Source organism: Desulfofarcimen acetoxidans DSM 771 (assembly GCF_000024205.1).
Classification (GTDB): domain Bacteria; phylum Bacillota; class Desulfotomaculia; order Desulfotomaculales; family Desulfofarciminaceae; genus Desulfofarcimen; species Desulfofarcimen acetoxidans.
The window spans coordinates 2927988-2947818 of record NC_013216.1 but is presented as its reverse complement, the minus strand read 5'-3'; the positions used below and the strand labels follow the sequence as shown (position 1 = coordinate 2947818).

The following is a 19831-nucleotide window of genomic DNA, read 5'->3' as shown; positions in this document are numbered from 1 at the left end:
TAAGATGGATGAAATTAAACAAACCTCGTCAAAAGTTTTAACTTTTAACGAAATTTAAGCCAAATCTTAATGAGCAATCAAACTTTTCACATATTTAACGGAGAGTTTGATCCTGGCTCAGGACGAACGTTGGCGGCGTGCTTAACACATGCAAGTCGAACGGAGTTAAGAAAAGAGTTTACTTTTTGCTTAACTTAGTGGCGGACGGGTGAGTAACGCGTGGATAATCTGCCTGTAAGACAGGAATAACGCCGGGAAACCGGTGCTAATACCGGATAACCTCTTTTTATCGCATGGTGAAAAGAGAAAAGGTGGCCTCTTTACAATGCTGCCGCTTACAGATGAATCCGCGTCCCATTAGCCAGTTGGTGGGGTAACGGCCCACCAAAGCGACGATGGGTAGCCGGCCTGAGAGGGTGATCGGCCACACTGGAACTGAGACACGGTCCAGACTCCTACGGGAGGCAGCAGTGGGGAATCTTCCGCAATGGGCGAAAGCCTGACGGAGCAACGCCGCGTGAGCGAAGAAGGTCTTCGGATTGTAAAGCTCTGTGATATTGGACGAACAGATTTCTTGTAAACAGCAAGGAAAAATGACGGTACAATAAGAGGAAGCCACGGCTAACTACGTGCCAGCAGCCGCGGTAATACGTAGGTGGCAAACGTTGTCCGGAATTACTGGGCGTAAAGGGCGAGTAGGTGGTTTATTAAGTCAGAAGTGAAAACTCCGGGCTCAACCTGGAGACTGCTTCTGAAACTGGTAGACTTGAGTGCAGGAGAGGGAAGTGGAATTCCTAGTGTAGCGGTGAAATGCGTAGATATTAGGAGGAACACCAGTGGCGAAGGCGACTTCCTGGCCTGTAACTGACACTGAGGCGCGAAAGCGTGGGGATCAAACAGGATTAGATACCCTGGTAGTCCACGCCGTAAACGATGAGTGCTAGGTGTCGGGGGTATCGACCCCCTCGGTGCCACAGTTAACACAATAAGCACTCCGCCTGGGGAGTACGGTCGCAAGACTGAAACTCAAAGGAATTGACGGGGGCCCGCACAAGCGGTGGAGTATGTGGTTTAATTCGACGCAACGCGAAGAACCTTACCAAGGCTTGACATCCCGTGACAGCTGTGGAAACACGGTTTTTCACCTTCGGGTAAACACGGAGACAGGTGGTGCATGGTTGTCGTCAGCTCGTGTCGTGAGATGTTGGGTTAAGTCCCGCAACGAGCGCAACCCCTACAGCCAGTTGCCAGCACATAAAGGTGGGAACTCTGGCAGAACTGCCGTTGACAAAACGGAGGAAGGTGGGGATGACGTCAAATCATCATGCCCCTTATGTCTTGGGCTACACACGTACTACAATGGCCTGAACAGAGGGAAGCGAAACTGTGAAGTAGAGCCAACCCCTAAAAACAGGTCCCAGTTCGGATTGTAGGCTGCAACTCGCCTACATGAAGTCGGAATCGCTAGTAATCGCAGGTCAGCATACTGCGGTGAATACGTTCCCGGGCCTTGTACACACCGCCCGTCACACCACGAAAGTCGGCAACACCCGAAGCCGGTGACTTAACTCGCAAGAGAGAGAGCCGTCGAAGGTGGGGTCGGTGATTGGGGTGAAGTCGTAACAAGGTAGCCGTATCGGAAGGTGCGGCTGGATCACCTCCTTTCTAAGGATATTGGATGTTGGTGGTTAACGGTTAGCCACTGGGAGAGAAATCACTCACAGCTAACGGAAGCTCCATATCTCAATATTGGTCGACATCCATCGACAAACTGTTTAGTTTTGAGAGACTTTTTCCGGTGGCAATAGCGAAGAGGTCATATACCCCTTCGGGGCACGAGAACCCTTTCAGGGCCCGTTCCCATCCTACCCCTTCGGGGCACAGGCGAACACGGAAGTCAAGCTCTTCAGCGCTGATGGTACTTGGGGTTACCCCCTGGGAGAGTAAGACGTTGCCGGAAACTAAATTTGCCCCTAAGAGGGGTTTTTTCTAACACATGATCAATAGCCAGAAATTAGCTGTTGACTTGAGTTAAAACAAAGAGTAAAATAACATCTTGCCGGCACAAAGTGCCGGGGTTGTTGTCTCTGGGATAGCCTAACTACCCAAAGACCAGCAACCAAAAGTAGGTTAAACAATAAAAAAGTTCTTTGAAAACTACACAGCGTGAAGTAAAAGAAAGCTCTATTTAACAAAATAGAACTCTCAAGCGCAAAAAATAGGTCAAGCAAAAAAGAGCATACGGTGAATGCCTAGGTGCTGCAGGCCGAAGAAGGACGCGGCAAGCTGCGAAAAGCCACGGGAAGCCGCAAGCAGGCAACGATCCGTGGATATCCGAATGGGGCAACCCGGCGAGGCAAACCCTCGTCACCTGTAACCGAATACATAAGTTACAGGAGGGCACCAGGGGAACTGAAACATCTTAGTACCCTGAGGAAAAGAAAGCAACAGCGATTCCCCGAGTAGCGGCGAGCGAAAAGGGACCAGCCAAAACCTAAACTGCTTGCAGATTAGGGGTAGCGGGACACTCATCACAAACCATTGCCTTAGTCGAAGAGGTCTGGAAAGACCCGTTATAAAAGGTAATAACCCTGTAGACGAAAAGGCGAGAAGTTTAGAGTGGATCCCAAGTACCGCGGGACACGAGGAACCCCGTGGGAAACAGGGAGGACCATCTCCCAAGGCTAAATACCTGCAGCAACCGATAGTGATTAGTACCGTGAGGGAAAGGTGAAAAGCACCCCGGAAGGGGAGTGAAAAAGAACCTGAAACCGTATGCTTACAAGCCAGTCGAAGCACGTTAAAAGTGTGACGGCGTACTTTTTGTAGAACGGACCGGCGAGTTACATCTAACGGGCAAGGTTAAGTCAGAAAAGACGGAGCCGAAGCGAAAGCAAGTCTTAATAGGGCGGCAAGTCCGTTGGAGTAGACCCGAAACCGGGTGATCTACCCATGTTCAGAGTGAAGCTTTAGTAAAATAAAGTGGAGGCTCGAACCGACCTTCGTTGAAAAGGAGGCGGATGAAACGTGGGTAGGGGTGAAATGCCAATCGAACCCGGAGATAGCTGGTTCTCCTCGAAATAGCTTTAGGGCTAGCCTTGAGAAAAAAATCCGGAGGTAGAGCACTGACTGGGCTAGGGGCCTTCACCGGTTACCGAACTCAATCAAACTCCGAATGCCGGATTAAAACATACTCAAGAGTCAGACTATGGGTGCTAAGGTTCATAGTCAAAAGGGAAACAGCCCAGACCGTCGGCTAAGGTCCCAAAGACATGCTAAGTGGAAAAGGATGTGGGGTTGCACAGACAACCAGGATGTTGGCTTAGAAGCAGCCACCATTCAAAGAGTGCGTAATAGCTCACTGGTCAAGTGGCCCTGCGCCGAAAATGTAACGGGGCTAAAGCATGTCACCGAAGCCACGGATGTCGTAAGACATGGTAGAGGAGCGTTCCATATGCAGCGAAGTCGTACCGTAAGGAGCGGTGGAGCGTATGGAAGTGAGAATGCCGGTATAAGTAAGCGAAAAGGCAGGTGAGAATCCTGCCCGCCGAAAACCTAAGGATTCCTGGGGAAGGCTCGTCCGCCCAGGGTAAGCCGGGACCTAAGCCGAGGCCGAAAGGCGTAGGCGATGGACAATAGGTTGAAAATCCTATGCCACCAAAAGTCGTTATCAGGATGGGGTGACACAGGAGGGTAGGCCAAGCGCGCGGATGGAAAAGCGCGTCCAAGCTCGTAGGGCGTCAGACAGGCAAATCCGTCTGACACAAAGCCTGAGAAGTGATGGGGAGGGAAAACAAGTACCGAAGTGGTTGAACCCATACTGTCAAGAAAAACCTCTAACGAGACTCATTGGTGCCCGTACCGCAAACCGACACAGGTAGGTAGGGTGAGAATCCTAAGGCGCGCGAGAGAACCCTCGTTAAGGAACTCGGCAAAATGACCCCGTAACTTCGGGAGAAGGGGTGCCTCATTAACGTGAAGATTTATACATTCGGAGCGTGAAGAGGCCGCAGAGAAAAGGCCCAAGCGACTGTTTACCAAAAACACAGGTTCCTGCTAAATCGCTAAGATGAAGTATAGGAGCTGACGCCTGCCCGGTGCCGGAAGGTTAAGAGGAGAGGTCAGAGGCAACTCGAAGCTTTGAATTGAAGCCCCGGTAAACGGCGGCCGTAACTATAACGGTCCTAAGGTAGCGAAATTCCTTGTCAGGTAAGTTCTGACCCGCACGAAAGGCGTAACGATTTGGGCACTGTCTCAACGAGGGGCTCGGTGAAATTGAATTGCCGGTAAAGATGCCGGCTAACTGCGATAGGACAGAAAGACCCCGTGGAGCTTTACTGCAGCTTGATATTGGATTTTGGTATTGCATGTACAGGATAGGTGGGAGGCAGAGAAGCCAGGGCGCCAGCCTTGGCGGAGCCAACGTTGGGATACCACCCTTGCAGTATTGAAGTTCTAACATACAGCCTTGAATCAGGCCGGTGGACATTGTCAGGCGGGCAGTTTGACTGGGGCGGTCGCCTCCCAAAAAGTAACGGAGGCGCCCAAAGGTTCCCTCAGCGCGGTTGGAAATCGCGCTCACAGAGTGCAAAGGCAAAAGGGAGCTTGACTGCGAGACATACAGGTCGAGCAGGGACGAAAGTCGGGCTTAGTGATCCGGCGGTATCGAGTGGAAGAGCCGTCGCTCAACGGATAAAAGCTACCCCGGGGATAACAGGCTTATCTCCCCCAAGAGTTCACATCGACGGGGAGGTTTGGCACCTCGATGTCGGCTCATCGCATCCTGGGGCTGTAGTAGGTCCCAAGGGTTGGGCTGTTCGCCCATTAAAGCGGTACGTGAGCTGGGTTCAGAACGTCGTGAGACAGTTCGGTCCCTATCCATCGCAGTCGCAGGAAACTTGCAAGGAGCTGTCCCTAGTACGAGAGGACCGGGATGGACGGATCACTGGTGTACCGGTTGTCGCGCCAGCGGCAATGCCGGGTAGTTATATCCGGAAGGGATAAGCGCTGAAAGCATCTAAGCGCGAAGCCCACCTTAAGATTAGGTTTCCCTTCGCAAGAATAAGACCCCTGGAAGACCACCAGGTAGATAGGCCGGGTGTGTAAGCATAGTAATGTGTTTAGCTGACCGGTACTAATAGGTCGAACGCTTGACCTTAATATTCACGCTGTGCAGTTTTGATGGAACTGTATAAATAATATAATATAATATAATATAAACCTCTAGAGATATTCTCTAGGGGTTTGTTGTATTTACCGCAGTTTTTGACTTATAGTAAAATATTTTTGCCATACGACATATTACGACAAAATCTCTAAAGGAGCTACCAATAACAACAAAGAATAAACAATATTGATTTTGTTAAAACAGATCCCAGATTTCTATATACATATTTGAAAAATAAATTCCAAATGGTTAGCTTCTAACGTCTACCCTGAAAATAAAGGGTGGTATTTTCATACTTCGTGGTACCGCATTGCCGGCATGAACGTCTATAATGCGAACCCGGTGCTTTTATAAAATTAAGGTGGCCTACATTATATAGTAGAAGCGGACATTTTTTATATGGTAAGCCGTTTCACAGTATTTGACAAAAGAGGGTATTAGTCCAACATTTAAATTATTAGCTAAAGCAGCAATGGGTAGCCGTCTTGCTTTTAAATGTGTCTGTAAGGACTTATCGATGGCCGAGCAATTTATGCCCGGGAAAAGGGCTCAAGTTGAAAAATACAGGCGTCTCTGGCAGTGGAAAATCAAGTCTTGCGTTCGATACGCTGTTCTAAGAGAGAAAACGACGCAATAATTTCCATATAGGTTAAGGAGAGTTTATGATGTATTTAGAAAAATTAAAAAAAGTAGAAAGAATACTCTAAAAGGTGTAAAACCATTTAGAAAATATGTATTTAGATTTTTAATTTTTATAGCCTTTATTTTATTAGTTGGTTTTTTATACGAAAAAATTGGTGAATATAATGATTCTAAAAATTACCCTCCAGTTGGAAAAGTGGTTGATGTAAATAATCATAAAATCAACGTTTTCAGTAAAGGTGAAGGCAATGTTACTGTAGTTTTTAATGGGGGATTGCGTAATCCAAGTTCCTATGCAGATTTTTACCATCTCTACAACGAAATCTCAAAGTATACTAAAATAGATGTTTACGACAGACCAGGACATGGATGGAGTGAGGTAACAGATGTATAAAGGGATATAGATTCTATCTTAAAAGAAATGCACACTGCCCTTATAGAGTCGGGACAGAAACCTCCATATATATTAGTTGGCCATTCATTAGCGTCTTTACAGATAATAAGATTTGCACAAACTTATAAAAACGAAGTTTCTGCTATTGTGATGATAGATGGTGGAAATCCAGAGTATTATTCTAAAAATGGATTGGAATTTGGCAGTAGGATATACAACATTTATACTTAAGAAAAATCTATTTCAACAATTAGCCAAGATGAAAGTGGTTGGGTAATTGCTAGGAAAGGAAATGTATTTTGAATCAAAAAATAGTAGATGAACTTATGAGTATTGAGGCAGACAATGGGGTAAGGGTGCTTTATGCCTGTGAATCGGGTAGCCGTGCTTGGGGTTTTCCATCCGTAGATAGTGACTATGATATTCGATTTATTTATATTCATCCGACCGAATGGTATCTGTCGGTTTTTGATAAGCCGGATTATTTAGAGAAAATGGAGGGATTACTGGATTTCAGTGGATGGGATCTGAGAAAAGCATTAAGATTATTCCGCAAGTCAAATCCTGCATTGATGGAATGGCTTCAGTCTCCGGTGATTTATAAAGAAGCAACATCATTTACTACAATAATGAAAGAGAAAATGTCAATGGTATTTTCATCACGTTCAAGTTTGTACCATTATTTGAACATGGCAAGGGGGAACCTGAGAGAATACCTGCAGGGAGAATTGGTGAAGGTAAAGAAGTATTTCTATGTATTAAGACCGGTATTGGCTTGCATGTGGATCGAAAGGTTTAACACAGTTCCACCTATGGAATTTGAATGTCTTTTAAACAATTTATTACCTGAAGGAAATTTGAAGAGCGAGATAAGAACATTATTGATTAGAAAACGTGCGGGTGAAGAGCTTGCTTTTGAACCAAAAATTAAGATAATTAACGAATTTATTAACCATGAACTGGAGTATTTTCAGTCGTTATTAGTGCGCAAACAAACTACATCTATAGTTGATGAAGAGACGTTCGATATTATATTTAGACAATCCTTGAAAGAGATCTGGGGTTAATAGTACCAGTAGAGAAAGACCAATGAGCTTATTCCAAATAAATAAGAGCCCCATTCCCGTGGACACATTAGGCTAATAATCAGCAATTCAAGATAGCAGCAATTATAGCAATAATACGAAACTCAAATTAAATCAATCGCAATATATCATATTTTTCTTTATTTGCTCAATGGCAAATAAATTATATGTTTTTGAGGAAAGGAAATACCATGGATATTGACAAATATGACTTTGCCGCTAATGTTTTGAAATATTGGTATTTGGTTGAATTTCTTGACCAGGCTAACTTCCCTGTGGAAAGCAAAGAAAATCAGGATAACAACAAGAAAGTGGCAGATGGAAAAACCAATTGGCGTAAACAAATCACCATATATCATTCGTTCTCCCCGAAGGAGAAAGGCCCAGTTGTCGCTTTTGAGGACGACTCCCAAACCTATCCGGCACATCTGGAAATGTCGGATGAAGTTTGTATCTGCATGGGGAAGGTGCGCCGGGGGGAATGTGATGAATACCTCAAGCAGAAATTTGGCCTGGGGGATGACGCTGTCGAGAAGGATTACAGCAAAATTTGCTTAATTGGGCTCAAGTGCGATTCGCAGGGTACTTATATTGAAAAGAGTCTCAGCATTTCTCCGCTGATTTGGGGAATCGCACGCTTACAACATTGCACAGGTAAGGTAAGCAACGAAGACTTGGCAAAGTTTCTGTTATTGAATGATTACGGCATAGACATGTCCTCGATGGAAGAACAACTGATGCATAGCGACGCGGATGGAAAACGTAGCGGACAAGCACTGTCTTCCGAGTTATTGCAACAGCTATTTTATTCCGTTGCAAATTCATATATCCTCCCGCTTTTCAGCAGCAGCGATTCCGTAACATCGGAAGGTGTTATGATCTACAAGAGATACCAATCCGAAGAGGACAAGGCCAAAGACGATGACTCGCTTTATTTCACTGATCTGGGCAAAAGCTTTTTCACTAATGATTTGCAGATGATCCTTAACAGCAATATTCTACGCCGCTCCCTCCGCAGCAAAGATGCTGCGCAAGAGGCGTTCATTGATTATATTGTAGGTGCTTACGCTGAAGAGCACAAAGAAACCAACTGGATTGATTTTTCTAAACGAGTGGATATCCGAAAAGTCTGGGAGGGAAGTAATCAGAATGGCCGGGAAGATTTCTTCAACCGGTATTTTGACGTTGCCCTGGCGCCAACAGGTAAATGGCCCTCCAAATACATGCCGGCGTTTATGCAGCAGCTGGCTGTCAATTTTGGAATGCATGCGGAGGACATCGGCAGACCTATTTTTTCGGTAAATGGCCCTCCCGGTACAGGAAAGACCACGCTTTTAAAGGAGATTATCGCAGGCAATCTTGTGGAGCGAGTCAAGCTTCTGGTGGGGTGCAGTGATCCCGATGATGCGTTTGTAGAAAAACGTTTTCATGACGGCGACAAATCAAAAAACGGGTACAGTAATTATCACAATGTATACTATGAACTAAAAAACAGCGAGATCAAAAAATATGGGATGCTGGTTGCCTCCTGCAATAATGCGGCAGTTGAAAACATCACAAAAGAGTTGCCCGACGGAACGGCTTTGTGCAAGGGGCTGATGGCGGATGAGAAAGATGATCCAGCGGTTTGCAGCGGTTTGGATGAGGTACGGAAGCTGTTTGATATACAGGAAGCCACCCATATAGAGGACCATAAAGTCTGGAATGACGAGCAAAACCAATATTGTTTTGAATCGTATTCCGATATTTACTTCACCAAATACGCCAATGATATGGTGGCCTCAAAGCCAAAAACAGAGCAGAACTGTTGGGGAATCATCTCCGCGCCGTTCGGCAAGGCAAGCAATATAACTCACTATGCCCAAAAGGTTCTCCTTCCTTATATCCGGGATTTTGGCACGAACGATAAAATTACCGAGCGCAAAGGGCAGTATACCGAAGCCGTGCGGCAATTCAAAAATCAGCTTGCCACAGTGGAAGGAATACAGCGGCGTATTGGGACCGTCAGTCGCGCGAGATGTGATTTTCTGAAGAAAAAATCCGAACTTGAACAGCAATGTAGCCATCTGTTCGAAACGATAGAGAAAAATCGACAGCATATCAAGCAGCTTCAAGCAAAGACTGCGGAATTGGAGCACCAACAACAAGAATTGGCGGCAGCAGAACAAGAGGCAACACAAACGGCTGGTTCTCTTCAAACACAAAAAGAACGTCAGTCAAATCTTATACAGGAATCAGTGAGCAACATCCAAGACGTTCGACAGGAAATCATGGAGCTTGAGGGTAAGCGCGGTGTGAAAGACTGGTTTTTCGGGCTAATTGGAAAAGTCAGCATGCTTACCAAAACCATTAATGAAAAATATTCCGAGCTTTCCCAGAAGGAAGAAATATATAATAAGCATAACAACCAGTTACAGCAAATCCTTATGCAAATGCAAGCACAAAAAAAACGCTGTGATGAGCTGTCTTTACAAGCAGAACGGATTAATCAGGAGCGGCAGGAAGCTATCGACCTAGTAAAAACATCCACCGCTCAAATGGATCAGATGCATCAGTCGATAGCTGATGCTAAGAATGAGATTAAGAAGGTCCAGGTGGAGTATCAGAGCATTTTGCAGGCTGCCAAAAAGGCAGAAGATATTTTACACCAAATGACTGTTCTGGACGAAGCATTTTGGCAAATGTACGACAGCAAATTGGAAGTGAAGAACACTAAAGCACAGGTTCTGAATCCATGGTTTACCATTGAGTATAACCGGGAGCGGGAAAAGCTATTTCACCTTGCCTTGCAGGTGCATAAGAACTTTCTTTTGGCTTCCAAATCATGTCTTTTCAACATCAAGAATCTCGCTCTAATGTGGCGCTTGATTGAAGACAACGAGGGCAAGTTGGTGACTTTCTCTCCTAGAGACCGGGAAAGCTGCTTTAGCGCATTGTTAAATACCGTTTTTCTATTGACGCCCGTGCTTTCCACAACCTTTGCCTCTGTGGGTAGCATGCTGTCGGATATCAAGCAACGGGGCGAGATTGGCCTGCTAATTATTGATGAAGCAGGTCAGGCCCAGCCCCAAATGGCACTGGGAACTTTGTACCGTTGCCAGCGTGCCATTGTTGTGGGTGACCCAAAGCAGGTGGAACCGGTTGTTACCGCAGAGATGGATACAATTAAAAAAATCATCTGCAATGATGAAAACCGATTATATCAATCAAAGAGCCATTCCGTACAGGAATTTGCAGATCGCATTAACCCCATTGGTACATACTACACGGAACCATCGGGAGAGCATAAAAGCTGGGTCGGATGCCCCTTGGTGGTGCACCGGAGATGCATCAGCCCTATGTATGAAATATCGAACGCCATCTCGTATGACAACACGATGAAGCAGCAGACGCAGAAGCCCAAACCAGAAGATGAGGCAAACTTCTGTTTGGAGAGTTCCCGCTGGATCAATGTGTGTGGTACCGAAAACAACAGCAAGGCCAAAGACCACTATGTGAAGACGCAGGGCCAGAAGGCAATAGAGCTTATTTTGCAGGCGTTTTCGAAAACAGAGGAAACGCCAAGCCTGTATGTGATCTCTCCCTTTACCACAGTAAAGGAGGGCCTCAAGAAAGAACTAAAAAACTCTCCCGAATACCGGGACAACAGGCGTATTAAGGATTGGGCGGAGACCCATATTGGCACTGTCCATACCTTTCAGGGAAAGGAGGCCGACGAGGTAATCTTCCTACTCGGCTGCGATAAAAATGCTCTTTTCGCGGTGCGCTGGGTAAACACAAACATTGTAAATGTCGCTGTCACCAGAGCTAGGTACCGCTTGTACATCATTGGAGACTATATCGTTTGGCAGCATTCCAATGTGATGCAGCAGGTAAAATGTATCATGGACAGTTATGCCATCCGTGCGTTACACGAAATTGCTGATCACCCGGAATCAGCCGCTAACCAAAGCCAGGTAAAATCTTTGCTGAAGCAGATTCCATCCGGCAAGTCCTTTCAGGTGGAAGATGAGATCAACGATGTTATGGTCAGTACATTTTTGAAGGCAATTTCTGACATATGGACCGACCAGAATAATCTGCCGAAAGAAGATTTGGCCACATTTGGCCTTTCACGGCTCCATCTGCAACGCATTGAGCCAAAGGTGGAACAGGGGATTACATGGGGCCTCAAGCTCTATTCCCTTTTTGCATTGCTAAAAGACCGATATCAATTGGAGCATATGGATTACTCCTGCAGCGGTATCATGTTGTGCAAAGCAATGGAACTGCAGCTAAAAGACTGTCTGCTGCCCAGCTTTCAGAAGCTTTTCCCGAATCTAAGTACCAATAGGACCAGATTGTCTCAGATACAGCCTGAAAAGGCGACTGTTGGAACCTTCACACAGGTTTTGAAGGAGGAAAGTAAGCGAGAGCAGTTGGTGCAGAGACAGGCAACGCATAATAACGAGCTATGTGATAAAAAGTGGTGGGACACATATTACAGGGATCTGCTTGATTTCAGGGAACTAAGGAATGCCTGCTGTCACTCAGGGTATTTTGGGTGGGGCAAAGTAGAAGAATTAATTAATAATCTTTTTACTAATGGTGAGTTTTTAAAAACTACCGTAGGGAAGAGTTTATAACACACCGCTCACTTATAAAAAATGGATGATTCGGAGAAATCTTTGTAGATACACAACAACACCCATTAGAGTTAATTGGATAGATATGGGGCGCTCCGGGGCGTATCCGGCAGCCGGTTTATGGGGGACGTAAGCGGCAGTGACAAGCAGTTCTCCTTCTCCATTCCGGAAAAATCAACAAGGCTTCAGCTGTTCGAAAGCGCCATTGACCTTTTATCCTACGGCACATTGGAGCTATTTACCGGCAGGGATTGGCGGCGGAAACCATCAAGGTCCTCCTTCCCTCAACCTACACCATTTCCAACGAGCTGCTCCAGCGCGGAAAGGATTACAATGACTATTTGAAAATAACATTAGGGATAAGACGACCACAGGAAATAGAAAGGGTCTAACCAGGTTCTAACCAAAGCAGTTGATTCAATAGCATGAAAGGAATATAATATAGTTAGAATTTTACTATAAGGAGTTGATACCATGCAGATTAAACCGTCCGCAAGTATCCGGCAGAACTACAATGAGATAGCTGATTTGTGCAGGTCTTCAGGTGAGCCGGTGTATCTTACCAAAAACGGCGAGGGTGATCTCGTGGTGATGGATATAAAGGCGTTTACCCGCCGCGAGAAAATGCTGAAACTGCGGGAAGAACTGCTAGCCGTCGAGGAAGACCGTATGGCCGGACGCGCCGGAAAAACGCCGGATGAACTGGACAGCTATCTGGACAGCATTATTGATGAGGTGGAACATGGAAAAGAAACCTCCGTATAAGGTAATTGTTTCCGACCGTGCCCGTCAGATGCTGGCGGGTCATGTCCGTTTTCTGGCACAGAAAAGTCCCACCGCCGCCCGCAAAACTAAAAACGACCTGATGGATACCATTCGTTCCCTGCACCAAATGCCGGAACGTTTTCCGTTTCTGGAGGCCGAGTTTATTCCGCCAAACAAATACCACAAGATGTTCATTGAGAAGTGGTATCTCATTCCATACCAAATCAAAGATCAGACGGTGCACGTTGACTATATTGTGGATTGCAGGCAGGATTATGGATGGCTTATAAGATAGATTTCTATATTATGATGTAAATGGTTGTCAGGGTAAAGAAATTAGTGAGCTTTCTGGGGTATGTCTAAAATCAGCATTTATGAATTATTTTCGTGGAGGATATAACTGTTACTAGAAAACTAAATTAATATCAAAAAAACCTGCCATAATATGATATAATTTTGGCAGGTGATTAGGATGGAAAACTATATAAGTATTGGCAAAGCAGCTAAATATTTAGGGGTTAGTATTAATACTTTACGTGTTTGGGAAAAGAAAAAGATATTAGTTCCAGAAAGAACTCCTACTGGCCATCGCCGCTATAAAATGTCCCAAGTAGAATCCTTTGAGGGCAAAAAATATAGCCGAATTCAAAATACCGTATTTCTCTACGCCAGGGTATCTACACAAAAACAGGCTGATGCCGGGAATCTGGATCGACAAATAGGAAGGCTTACTGAATATGCATCAAATAACAAATATGCTATTCAGGCTGTTTTTCGTGATATTGCCAGTGGTTTAAATGAAAACCGTAAAGGTCTACAAAAGTTACTTAAGGCTGTAAAGGAGACTAATAACGCCTTAGTAATTATTGAGTATAAAGACCGTTTAGCACGGTTCGGTTATGCCTACTTGGAGAAATACATTAGCGACTTTGGCGGGCATATCGTAGTAATAGAAAAAAAAGACGTCGATGAACAGCAAGAGTTGGTAGAAGATTTAATTGCTGTTACAACGTCATTTTCTGCTCGTATATATGGAAAAAGTGGCGGCAGAGTAGCAAAAAAGCTGTCAAAGGTCATTGAAAGCGAGGTGACTGCCAGTGAAGACAACGGCGATGGGGATAATCCCGGAACTGACAGCTAAACAGAAAGAATACATTGATAACCTCATGGATCGTTACTGTGCCGCAGTTCGTTGGGCATTTAAAAGACTGCTGGACGGATGGAAAGTACAGGACATTCGTATAAACTGTACAAGGAAAGTTCAGACTTAACTCCCGGCAGGCTAACGATGCAGTATCTGATGCCCAGACCACAACCAAAAGCCAATATAAATTAGTGCAGATGCACTATGAAAACGCCAAAGCAAAGGTTGAATTTACAGAAAAGCGTATCGCCAAGGCTAAATCACCGGCTAAGATTGCCAAACTGCAAAAACGGTTAGAAAAGGAACAGCGTAAACTGGCCTTCTGGCAAAAGCACCTGGATAACAATACTTTTCCACCTGTTGTATTCGGAGGAAAGAAGCTCTTTCAAGAACGTTGCAAAGGCAATATTACCAGAGAAGAGTGGCAGGAAGTCAGAAGTAACCGTTATCTGTCACGGGGAGATAAAACCAAAGGCGGCAACCTAAATACCCGCATATATGAGGCCAAGACCAAATCTATCTTGATATAGCTGCCGACCCGGTACAGAAAGGGAAATCCGTTCGGTATAACCGCATAACGGTGCCGATCTATTTAGCTCAAAAGCCATCGAAAAAGACCGGCAAGATTAACGGTATCAACTACCGGCAAATGGTTTTGGATTATCTTAAAACAGGCAGTGCCTATCAGGTAGAAATCCTCCGCAGAGACGGTAAATATTACGTCCATGTGAGTATTGAAGAAGAAGTTCCGATGCCATATAACCATAAGGGTGCGTTTGGTGTAGACACCAACCCGGACGGATTAGGCGTAACCCAGGTAGACTGTCTGGGGCAATACCGGGGCAGTGAATGGCTGGGTCAAGGCGAATGGACTTATGCCAGAACAAACCGGAGAGATAACCGGACCTGCGAAATGGCTAAGAAAGTGATCCTCAAGGCTAAAGAAAAAGATTACGCCCTGGCGGTAGAGGACTTGAAGTTTAAAAATGACAAGTCCGTAACGGCCAAGTTTAACCGAATGAGTCACAGTTTTGTCTGGTCGAAGTTTCTAGAAGCAGTTGACCGGTGTGCTGCCCGTGAGGGAGTGCCGATATTAAAGGTAAAACCGGCTTTTACTTCGGTCATAGGCATCCTAAAATACCAGCACATGTATGGCATAGCTGCTCACGAAGCGGCAGGCTATGTCATAGCCCGGCGTGGCTTGGGCTTTAATCATGAGAAGATACCCAAGATACTGCTTGATAAACCGATTAAAAAGAAACCTGAATTTAAACAAATGGCAAATTGGAAACAATGGTCAGCAGTTAAAAAGTCTGTGCTGGCCAAGATTAAAAAAATCACGAAAAGGAAGAAGGTGAATAGCCTGGTTTCATGGCAGATTCACCGGAAAAATGTGTTAGGTATAGGTTAATCCCTTTGCTATAAATTTTGCGGGCGGCACAGTACACGCAGCGAAAGGCTGTTGCCGCAAGTCAGAACCCAGGCGGAGGTAACACCTTCTCCGGGTAGTACGCTTGCTTTAAGCAGTGGCGGGGAACTCTCTTAGAGGAGACCACCCGGAACATAGGCGAGAGCCTATGGCCTAGCAGTTGAATCCTGTGACACTGCCACCCGTTTGTCGGACGGGTGAAAAAACTACTTGTAGTTTTTAGTAGGTTTTAGAAACCAGGATATAAATATGTATAAGAATATTTTGAACAAAACAACAAAAAATCAGGAACTGACTGAACATGAGATTTTTCAACTCATTAGTGCCATAAACAATGATGAAGTCAGCGACGTTCAGATTGCTGGTTTTCAAGTCGCACTTCTGATGAAAGGTGCTTCTCTGCAGGAAATAGCCTTCATCGCTAAAGCGATGCGTGAAAACTGTGTTCCCCTGAAGCCCAAGGTGGAAGCAGAGCTGATGGATACCTGCGGGACTGGCGGGGGCTTGAGCACTTTCAATATTTCTACCGCAACAGCCATTGTCGCTGCGGCAGCAGGTATTCCCATTGCAAAGCATGGCAGCCGTTCCATTTCAAGCCTGTCCGGCAGCGCAGATGTACTGGAGGCTTTGGGTGTTAACATCAATCTTATGCCTGAACAGGCTGAAAAGCTGATTGAGGAAATTGGCATTGCTTTCATCTACGCACCTTTGTTCCATCCGGTAATGTGTAAGGTCTTGCCCGCGGAATCGGATCTTGGTATCAAAACCATCTTCTATACCATCATTGGTCCATTAATTAACCCCGCTTTTGCACCCAGGCATGTCCTTGGTGTTTACAAGCCTGAGCTTCTCGATACCGTGTCTTATGTAGCTAAAGAGCTCGGATATACCAACGCCATGTTTGTACACGGTCTAGATGGACTGGATGAAATCTCTCTGCTTGGCAAAACCAGAATTAATGAGCTGAAAGATGGTGAAATCACAACCTATGAGATTCAGCCCGAGGACTTTGGCATGGAGCTCTGCACCCTGGAAGAGATTAAAACAGGCACCCCCGAAGAAAACGCAAAAACGATCCGTGGTGTCTTCTCAGGTGAAATAACCGGACCCAGACGCAATGCGATTGTACTCAATGCTGCCGGTGCATTGATAGTCGGCGGCAAAGCAGCCGGCTTTGAGGAAGGCATAGCTCTTGCCAACAAGCTGATAGGCACTGGTGCTGCGGCAGAGAAACTCAATCAGTTGCGTGAAATGTCCAACTCATTTGGAGCAAAATAATGAATACGAAAATTTCCGCTTTGATTAGAGCAAGAAAGCAGGCGGGGTTCATTCCCGTCATTCCCGATATAAAGTGCATTTCCCCCAAAGAGGGTGATCTCCTTCGGGGAAGAGATCCGGTGGAAGTGGCTAAGCTGCTGGCTGAAGCAGGTGCGCCCGCATTGTCGGTTGTAACCGAATCAAAGAACTTTGGCGGTTCCCTAGAACTTCTGGAGCGAATTGCGGCGTTAACAAAGCTTCCTACACTCCGTAAGGATTTTATTACGTGCGTTGACGATTTGAAGATTACAAAGGATTGTGGTGCGGAGGCAATCCTGCTTATTTGCGCCGCGCAGCCGTTTTCATTGCTGATCAAGCTGTATGAAGAAGCGTTGAAAATAGGACTGGAGCCGTTGGTCGAGTCCCATACAAAGGAAGAATTGATCTTGGCCGGAAAAATTGGCGCTAAGCTTGTGGGTATTAACAATCGTAATATCCTTGAACTGGAAAGAGATGACGGAACAGTTTCTGCTACAGAATTACTGGCCAAATATAAGCCAAAGGATGCAATACTGATCAGTGAGAGTTCCATTCAAACCCCTGTGGAAGCCCAGGCAGCAATTCGTGCGGGTGCCGATGCGGTACTTATCGGAACGGCAATCTGGCAGGCAGAAAACATGCGTGAGTGCTATCTTGCTCTTAGCAGAGGAATGGGAGATTACGTTTAATGAGCAGCATCAAACTGAAAATATGCGGGTTGAAACGCGAAAAAGATGTACAATTGTGTATGAAGCTGGGAGTGGATATTCTCGGCTTTGTAACAGAATACCCCATGCCGGTTCCCTGGAACTTGAGCCGCACTGAGGCGTTACCGTTGTTGAACATAGTCCAATCTCCGCACGGAAGCTGCATTGTTACCGGCGGTACTCCCGGGAAAGTAATTGAACTGGCAGCCAACCTGCGTCCATCTATGGTGCAGCTTCATTATAAAGAAACGCTTGAGGAAACCATAATAATTTCAGATGCACTTCGGAAACTTAATATTGATGTTATAAAAACAGTTCCTCCTGTAATGGAAGATCGCATCTCGCAATTTGGAACTGTGGATATTGAAACGATTATAGAGGAACTGTGCAGGAGCAGTGTTTACGGGTTGCTTGCAGATTCACGTGTGCCATCAAATGCATCCGCAAATGGTGCCGAACTGGATCTTAAGTTCTGCTCACAGATAATAAATCTATCTTCAAAACCGGTTATTATTGCAGGTGGAATGAATGCCGGTAATGTCTGCAATATTTTAATGCAGACGGGCGCGGACTTCATTGATGTCATGACGGGCGTAGAGAACAGTCCGGGAGAAAAGGATGCTGAATCATTGTCGCGTCTGTTAGCATCTATTCAACCGCTCAAGAATCAAAGACCCCCTCATTTTTAGAGGGGCGTACTATTATGCAAAAAGATAATTCTGCGTTGCAGTATCGCCATTTTATCAAAACACATGTGGAGTGCTGTGCACGACTATATAGGAAGGCTTATAAGGTTGGGATGAATAAGTAGGAGCTTAAAATTTAATCTACTTAGATTAAAGGGCATCTGATAAGAAGGCAGGTGCTTTTTTAATATGGGTGGATTACTTAAAATTATCTTTGGGCTGTACCTAATTTGCTGGACACATTAAAAGGTTGCTATAATGAGAACATGAAAGGATGTGTTCAGCCACATCTAAGAAGAATTTTAATGCTGAATATAAGCGGGAAATTGTTAAACTAGTAGTATGTTCCCTAAATTCTTTCTCGTTCCTTACGGTTAAAGCTCTGCCAATATAAATGAAAGTTGCTCTGTCATTTAGCTCGTAAATAACTGTTTTAATTTGCTTATAAAAGGATATAGCTTTGCATAGTTTAATATTAGTAATATATAACATTTATTAACTAATATCCCTAATTAAAAAGCTAAAATAAAAATATGGGTATGATGAGGTTATAGGAAGTTAGTGGTTATTGTTTTTGTCGATTATTTCAAATTATAGCTGCATTAGGAGGTCTCTAGAGATTTCGGAGACCGCTTGATGTAGCTACAAGTTCGGAGAGTTAGGCTTGTTCCAATTGTGTGCCCAGCTTATTATTTAAACTTAGCTTTTTAAATACTTTAAAATAAACCCATATTGTGTTTATCAGTAGCAATGTACTGGTAATAAAAAATACGTATTTGATACCCAAATATGCTGCCACTTGCCCACCTAAAAGTGAACCTCCAAATGCGCCTAAATACCCTGCCGACATGTTAAAACCAAATATTCTACCCGCAAAAGCTTCCGGTGTAATTTTCTTAAGCAGGGTATTAACAGAAGGAGCCAACCCAGCAGTTGCTATTCCTAATAAAAAACGAAGCACTATTAACTGCCAAGGATTTGTTACAAAGGCTTGAGGTAAAAAAATTAGTCCCGACAATGCAATTGCAACTAACATAACCTTCTGAGGTCCTATCTTATCTGAAATTTTCCCCAATCTTGGAGCCGAAATTATACTTGCCAGTCCTGAAGCTGAGAATGCTATTCCGGCCAATAAAGCAACATGACCTGTATTACTTGATAACTGGCTAATATATACTGTTATGATTGGTTCAACAGAATATAATGCCATGTATAACACAAAAAAGGTTACAAACATTGTAATAATCAAACTTTTGTTCGGAATAATTCCCCATATTTGCTTAGTACCAAGTACCTTTTTATCTTGACGACTAAAAGATTCCTTTACATATAACGCAGTTGTAATGAATGCAACCAACATCAGTGCACCAGTTATAAAAAATATATTTTGCAAACCAAAATTCTCTTCGATAAAGCCACCAATCAAAGGCCCAAGCAAAGAACCTGCTATAGATGATGTCGAAAGCGTTCCTAAAGCCCATCCTGCATGTTCTTTATCTGTTTGAGTTGCAATCAATGTGGTACAAGCTGAACTGTAGCCAGTTATAACTCCCTGCAACAATCTTAAGCCTATCAGCATGTACACATTTGTTGCAAAACCCATACTGAAAATAACTATTGCCATACCAAGGCTTGCCCGCAAAAGCATTGGTTTTCTTCCAAATTTATCAGCAGCATGTCCCCAAATAGGAGAGAAAACAGCTGAAATTATAAAAGTAACACCAAAGGCTAATCCCGAAAATTGTTCAATTAAAGCTGTATTGTGAACTCCAAGGTGCTTTATATAAAGCGGTAATACCGGGGCAATCTGGCTCATTCCCACACCTGTCACAAACATCCCAAACCAGCAAACGATTAAATTTCTTTTCCAAATTGGCATAACTATAAGCCT

The 19831-nt window shown here is 44.6% G+C and carries 10 protein-coding genes, 2 rRNA genes and 1 pseudogene; 12 read left to right on the top strand and 1 reads right to left on the bottom strand.

Going from position 1 to position 19831, the window contains the following annotated elements; translation table 11 throughout:
- Window positions 1–94: 94 nt before the first annotated feature.
- The 12 genes and pseudogenes from DTOX_RS13540 (at window position 95) to DTOX_RS13485 (ending at window position 17943) form a co-directional block, all read left to right on the top strand.
- Window positions 95–1665, top strand: a 16S ribosomal RNA gene (locus DTOX_RS13540).
- A 556-nt stretch (window positions 1666–2221) separates the two neighbouring features.
- Window positions 2222–5158 (top strand): 23S ribosomal RNA (locus DTOX_RS13530).
- The 16S and 23S rRNA genes sit together here, the layout of an rRNA operon.
- Before the next feature lie 1072 nt (window positions 5159–6230).
- Window positions 6231–6434, top strand: coding sequence for a hypothetical protein (locus DTOX_RS25140; RefSeq protein ID WP_422698379.1), 204 nt, complete (start codon window positions 6231–6233; stop codon window positions 6432–6434).
- A gap of 68 nt (window positions 6435–6502) precedes the next feature.
- Window positions 6503–7270, top strand: coding sequence for a nucleotidyltransferase domain-containing protein (locus DTOX_RS13525; protein WP_015758248.1), 768 nt, complete (start codon window positions 6503–6505; stop codon window positions 7268–7270).
- A gap of 209 nt (window positions 7271–7479) precedes the next feature.
- Complete coding sequence (locus DTOX_RS21575) at window positions 7480–11913, top strand: AAA domain-containing protein (protein ID WP_015758247.1); 4434 nt, start codon at window positions 7480–7482, stop codon at window positions 11911–11913.
- 474 nt (window positions 11914–12387) lie between these two features.
- Window positions 12388–12678, top strand: a complete 291-nt coding sequence (locus DTOX_RS13515; protein WP_015758246.1) for a type II toxin-antitoxin system Phd/YefM family antitoxin — start codon at window positions 12388–12390, stop codon at window positions 12676–12678.
- Window positions 12656–12973 (top strand): type II toxin-antitoxin system RelE/ParE family toxin, encoded by a 318-nt coding sequence (locus DTOX_RS13510; RefSeq protein ID WP_015758245.1) that lies wholly within the window; start codon window positions 12656–12658, stop codon window positions 12971–12973. The genes DTOX_RS13515 and DTOX_RS13510 overlap by 23 nt, the downstream gene beginning before the upstream one ends.
- A gap of 177 nt (window positions 12974–13150) precedes the next feature.
- Window positions 13151–13819, top strand: a complete 669-nt coding sequence (locus DTOX_RS13505) for an IS607 family transposase (RefSeq protein ID WP_015758244.1) — start codon at window positions 13151–13153, stop codon at window positions 13817–13819.
- A pseudogene (locus DTOX_RS25135) lies at window positions 13776–15233 on the top strand (IS200/IS605 family accessory protein TnpB-related protein). The gene DTOX_RS13505 and the pseudogene DTOX_RS25135 overlap by 44 nt, the downstream one beginning before the upstream one ends.
- Before the next feature lie 267 nt (window positions 15234–15500).
- Window positions 15501–16529 (top strand): anthranilate phosphoribosyltransferase, encoded by a 1029-nt coding sequence (trpD, locus tag DTOX_RS13495; RefSeq protein WP_015758243.1) that lies wholly within the window; start codon window positions 15501–15503, stop codon window positions 16527–16529.
- Entirely contained in the window at window positions 16529–17236 is a 708-nt protein-coding gene (locus DTOX_RS13490) for an indole-3-glycerol-phosphate synthase (protein WP_015758242.1), read from the top strand. The genes trpD and DTOX_RS13490 overlap by 1 nt, the downstream gene beginning before the upstream one ends.
- Window positions 17236–17943 carry a phosphoribosylanthranilate isomerase gene (locus DTOX_RS13485; protein ID WP_015758241.1) on the top strand — a complete coding sequence of 236 codons (708 nt, stop codon included), beginning with the start codon at window positions 17236–17238 and terminating at the stop codon, window positions 17941–17943. The genes DTOX_RS13490 and DTOX_RS13485 overlap by 1 nt, the downstream gene beginning before the upstream one ends.
- A gap of 655 nt (window positions 17944–18598) precedes the next feature.
- Here DTOX_RS13485 and DTOX_RS13480 read toward each other — a convergent pair.
- Window positions 18599–19819: a multidrug efflux MFS transporter gene (locus tag DTOX_RS13480; RefSeq protein ID WP_015758240.1), complete on the bottom strand. Its 1221-nt coding sequence runs from the start codon at window positions 19817–19819 to the stop codon at window positions 18599–18601.
- Between the last annotated feature and the right edge of the window lie 12 nt (window positions 19820–19831).

Excerpts from the sequence above, each read along its gene's own strand:
- DTOX_RS21575 (WP_015758247.1), top strand. The coding sequence starts at position 7,480 with ATGGATATTGACAAATATGACTTTGCCGCTAATGTTTTGAAATATTGG.
- DTOX_RS13485 (WP_015758241.1), top strand. The coding sequence starts at position 17,236 with ATGAGCAGCATCAAACTGAAAATATGCGGGTTGAAACGCGAAAAAGAT.
- DTOX_RS13505 (WP_015758244.1), top strand. The coding sequence starts at position 13,151 with ATGGAAAACTATATAAGTATTGGCAAAGCAGCTAAATATTTAGGGGTT.
- DTOX_RS13515 (WP_015758246.1), top strand. The coding sequence starts at position 12,388 with ATGCAGATTAAACCGTCCGCAAGTATCCGGCAGAACTACAATGAGATA.
- trpD (WP_015758243.1), top strand. The coding sequence starts at position 15,501 with ATGTATAAGAATATTTTGAACAAAACAACAAAAAATCAGGAACTGACT.
- DTOX_RS13490 (WP_015758242.1), top strand. The coding sequence starts at position 16,529 with ATGAATACGAAAATTTCCGCTTTGATTAGAGCAAGAAAGCAGGCGGGG.
- DTOX_RS25140 (WP_422698379.1), top strand. The coding sequence starts at position 6,231 with ATGCACACTGCCCTTATAGAGTCGGGACAGAAACCTCCATATATATTA.
- DTOX_RS13510 (WP_015758245.1), top strand. The coding sequence starts at position 12,656 with ATGGAAAAGAAACCTCCGTATAAGGTAATTGTTTCCGACCGTGCCCGT.
- DTOX_RS13480 (WP_015758240.1), bottom strand. The coding sequence starts at position 19,819 with ATGCCAATTTGGAAAAGAAATTTAATCGTTTGCTGGTTTGGGATGTTT.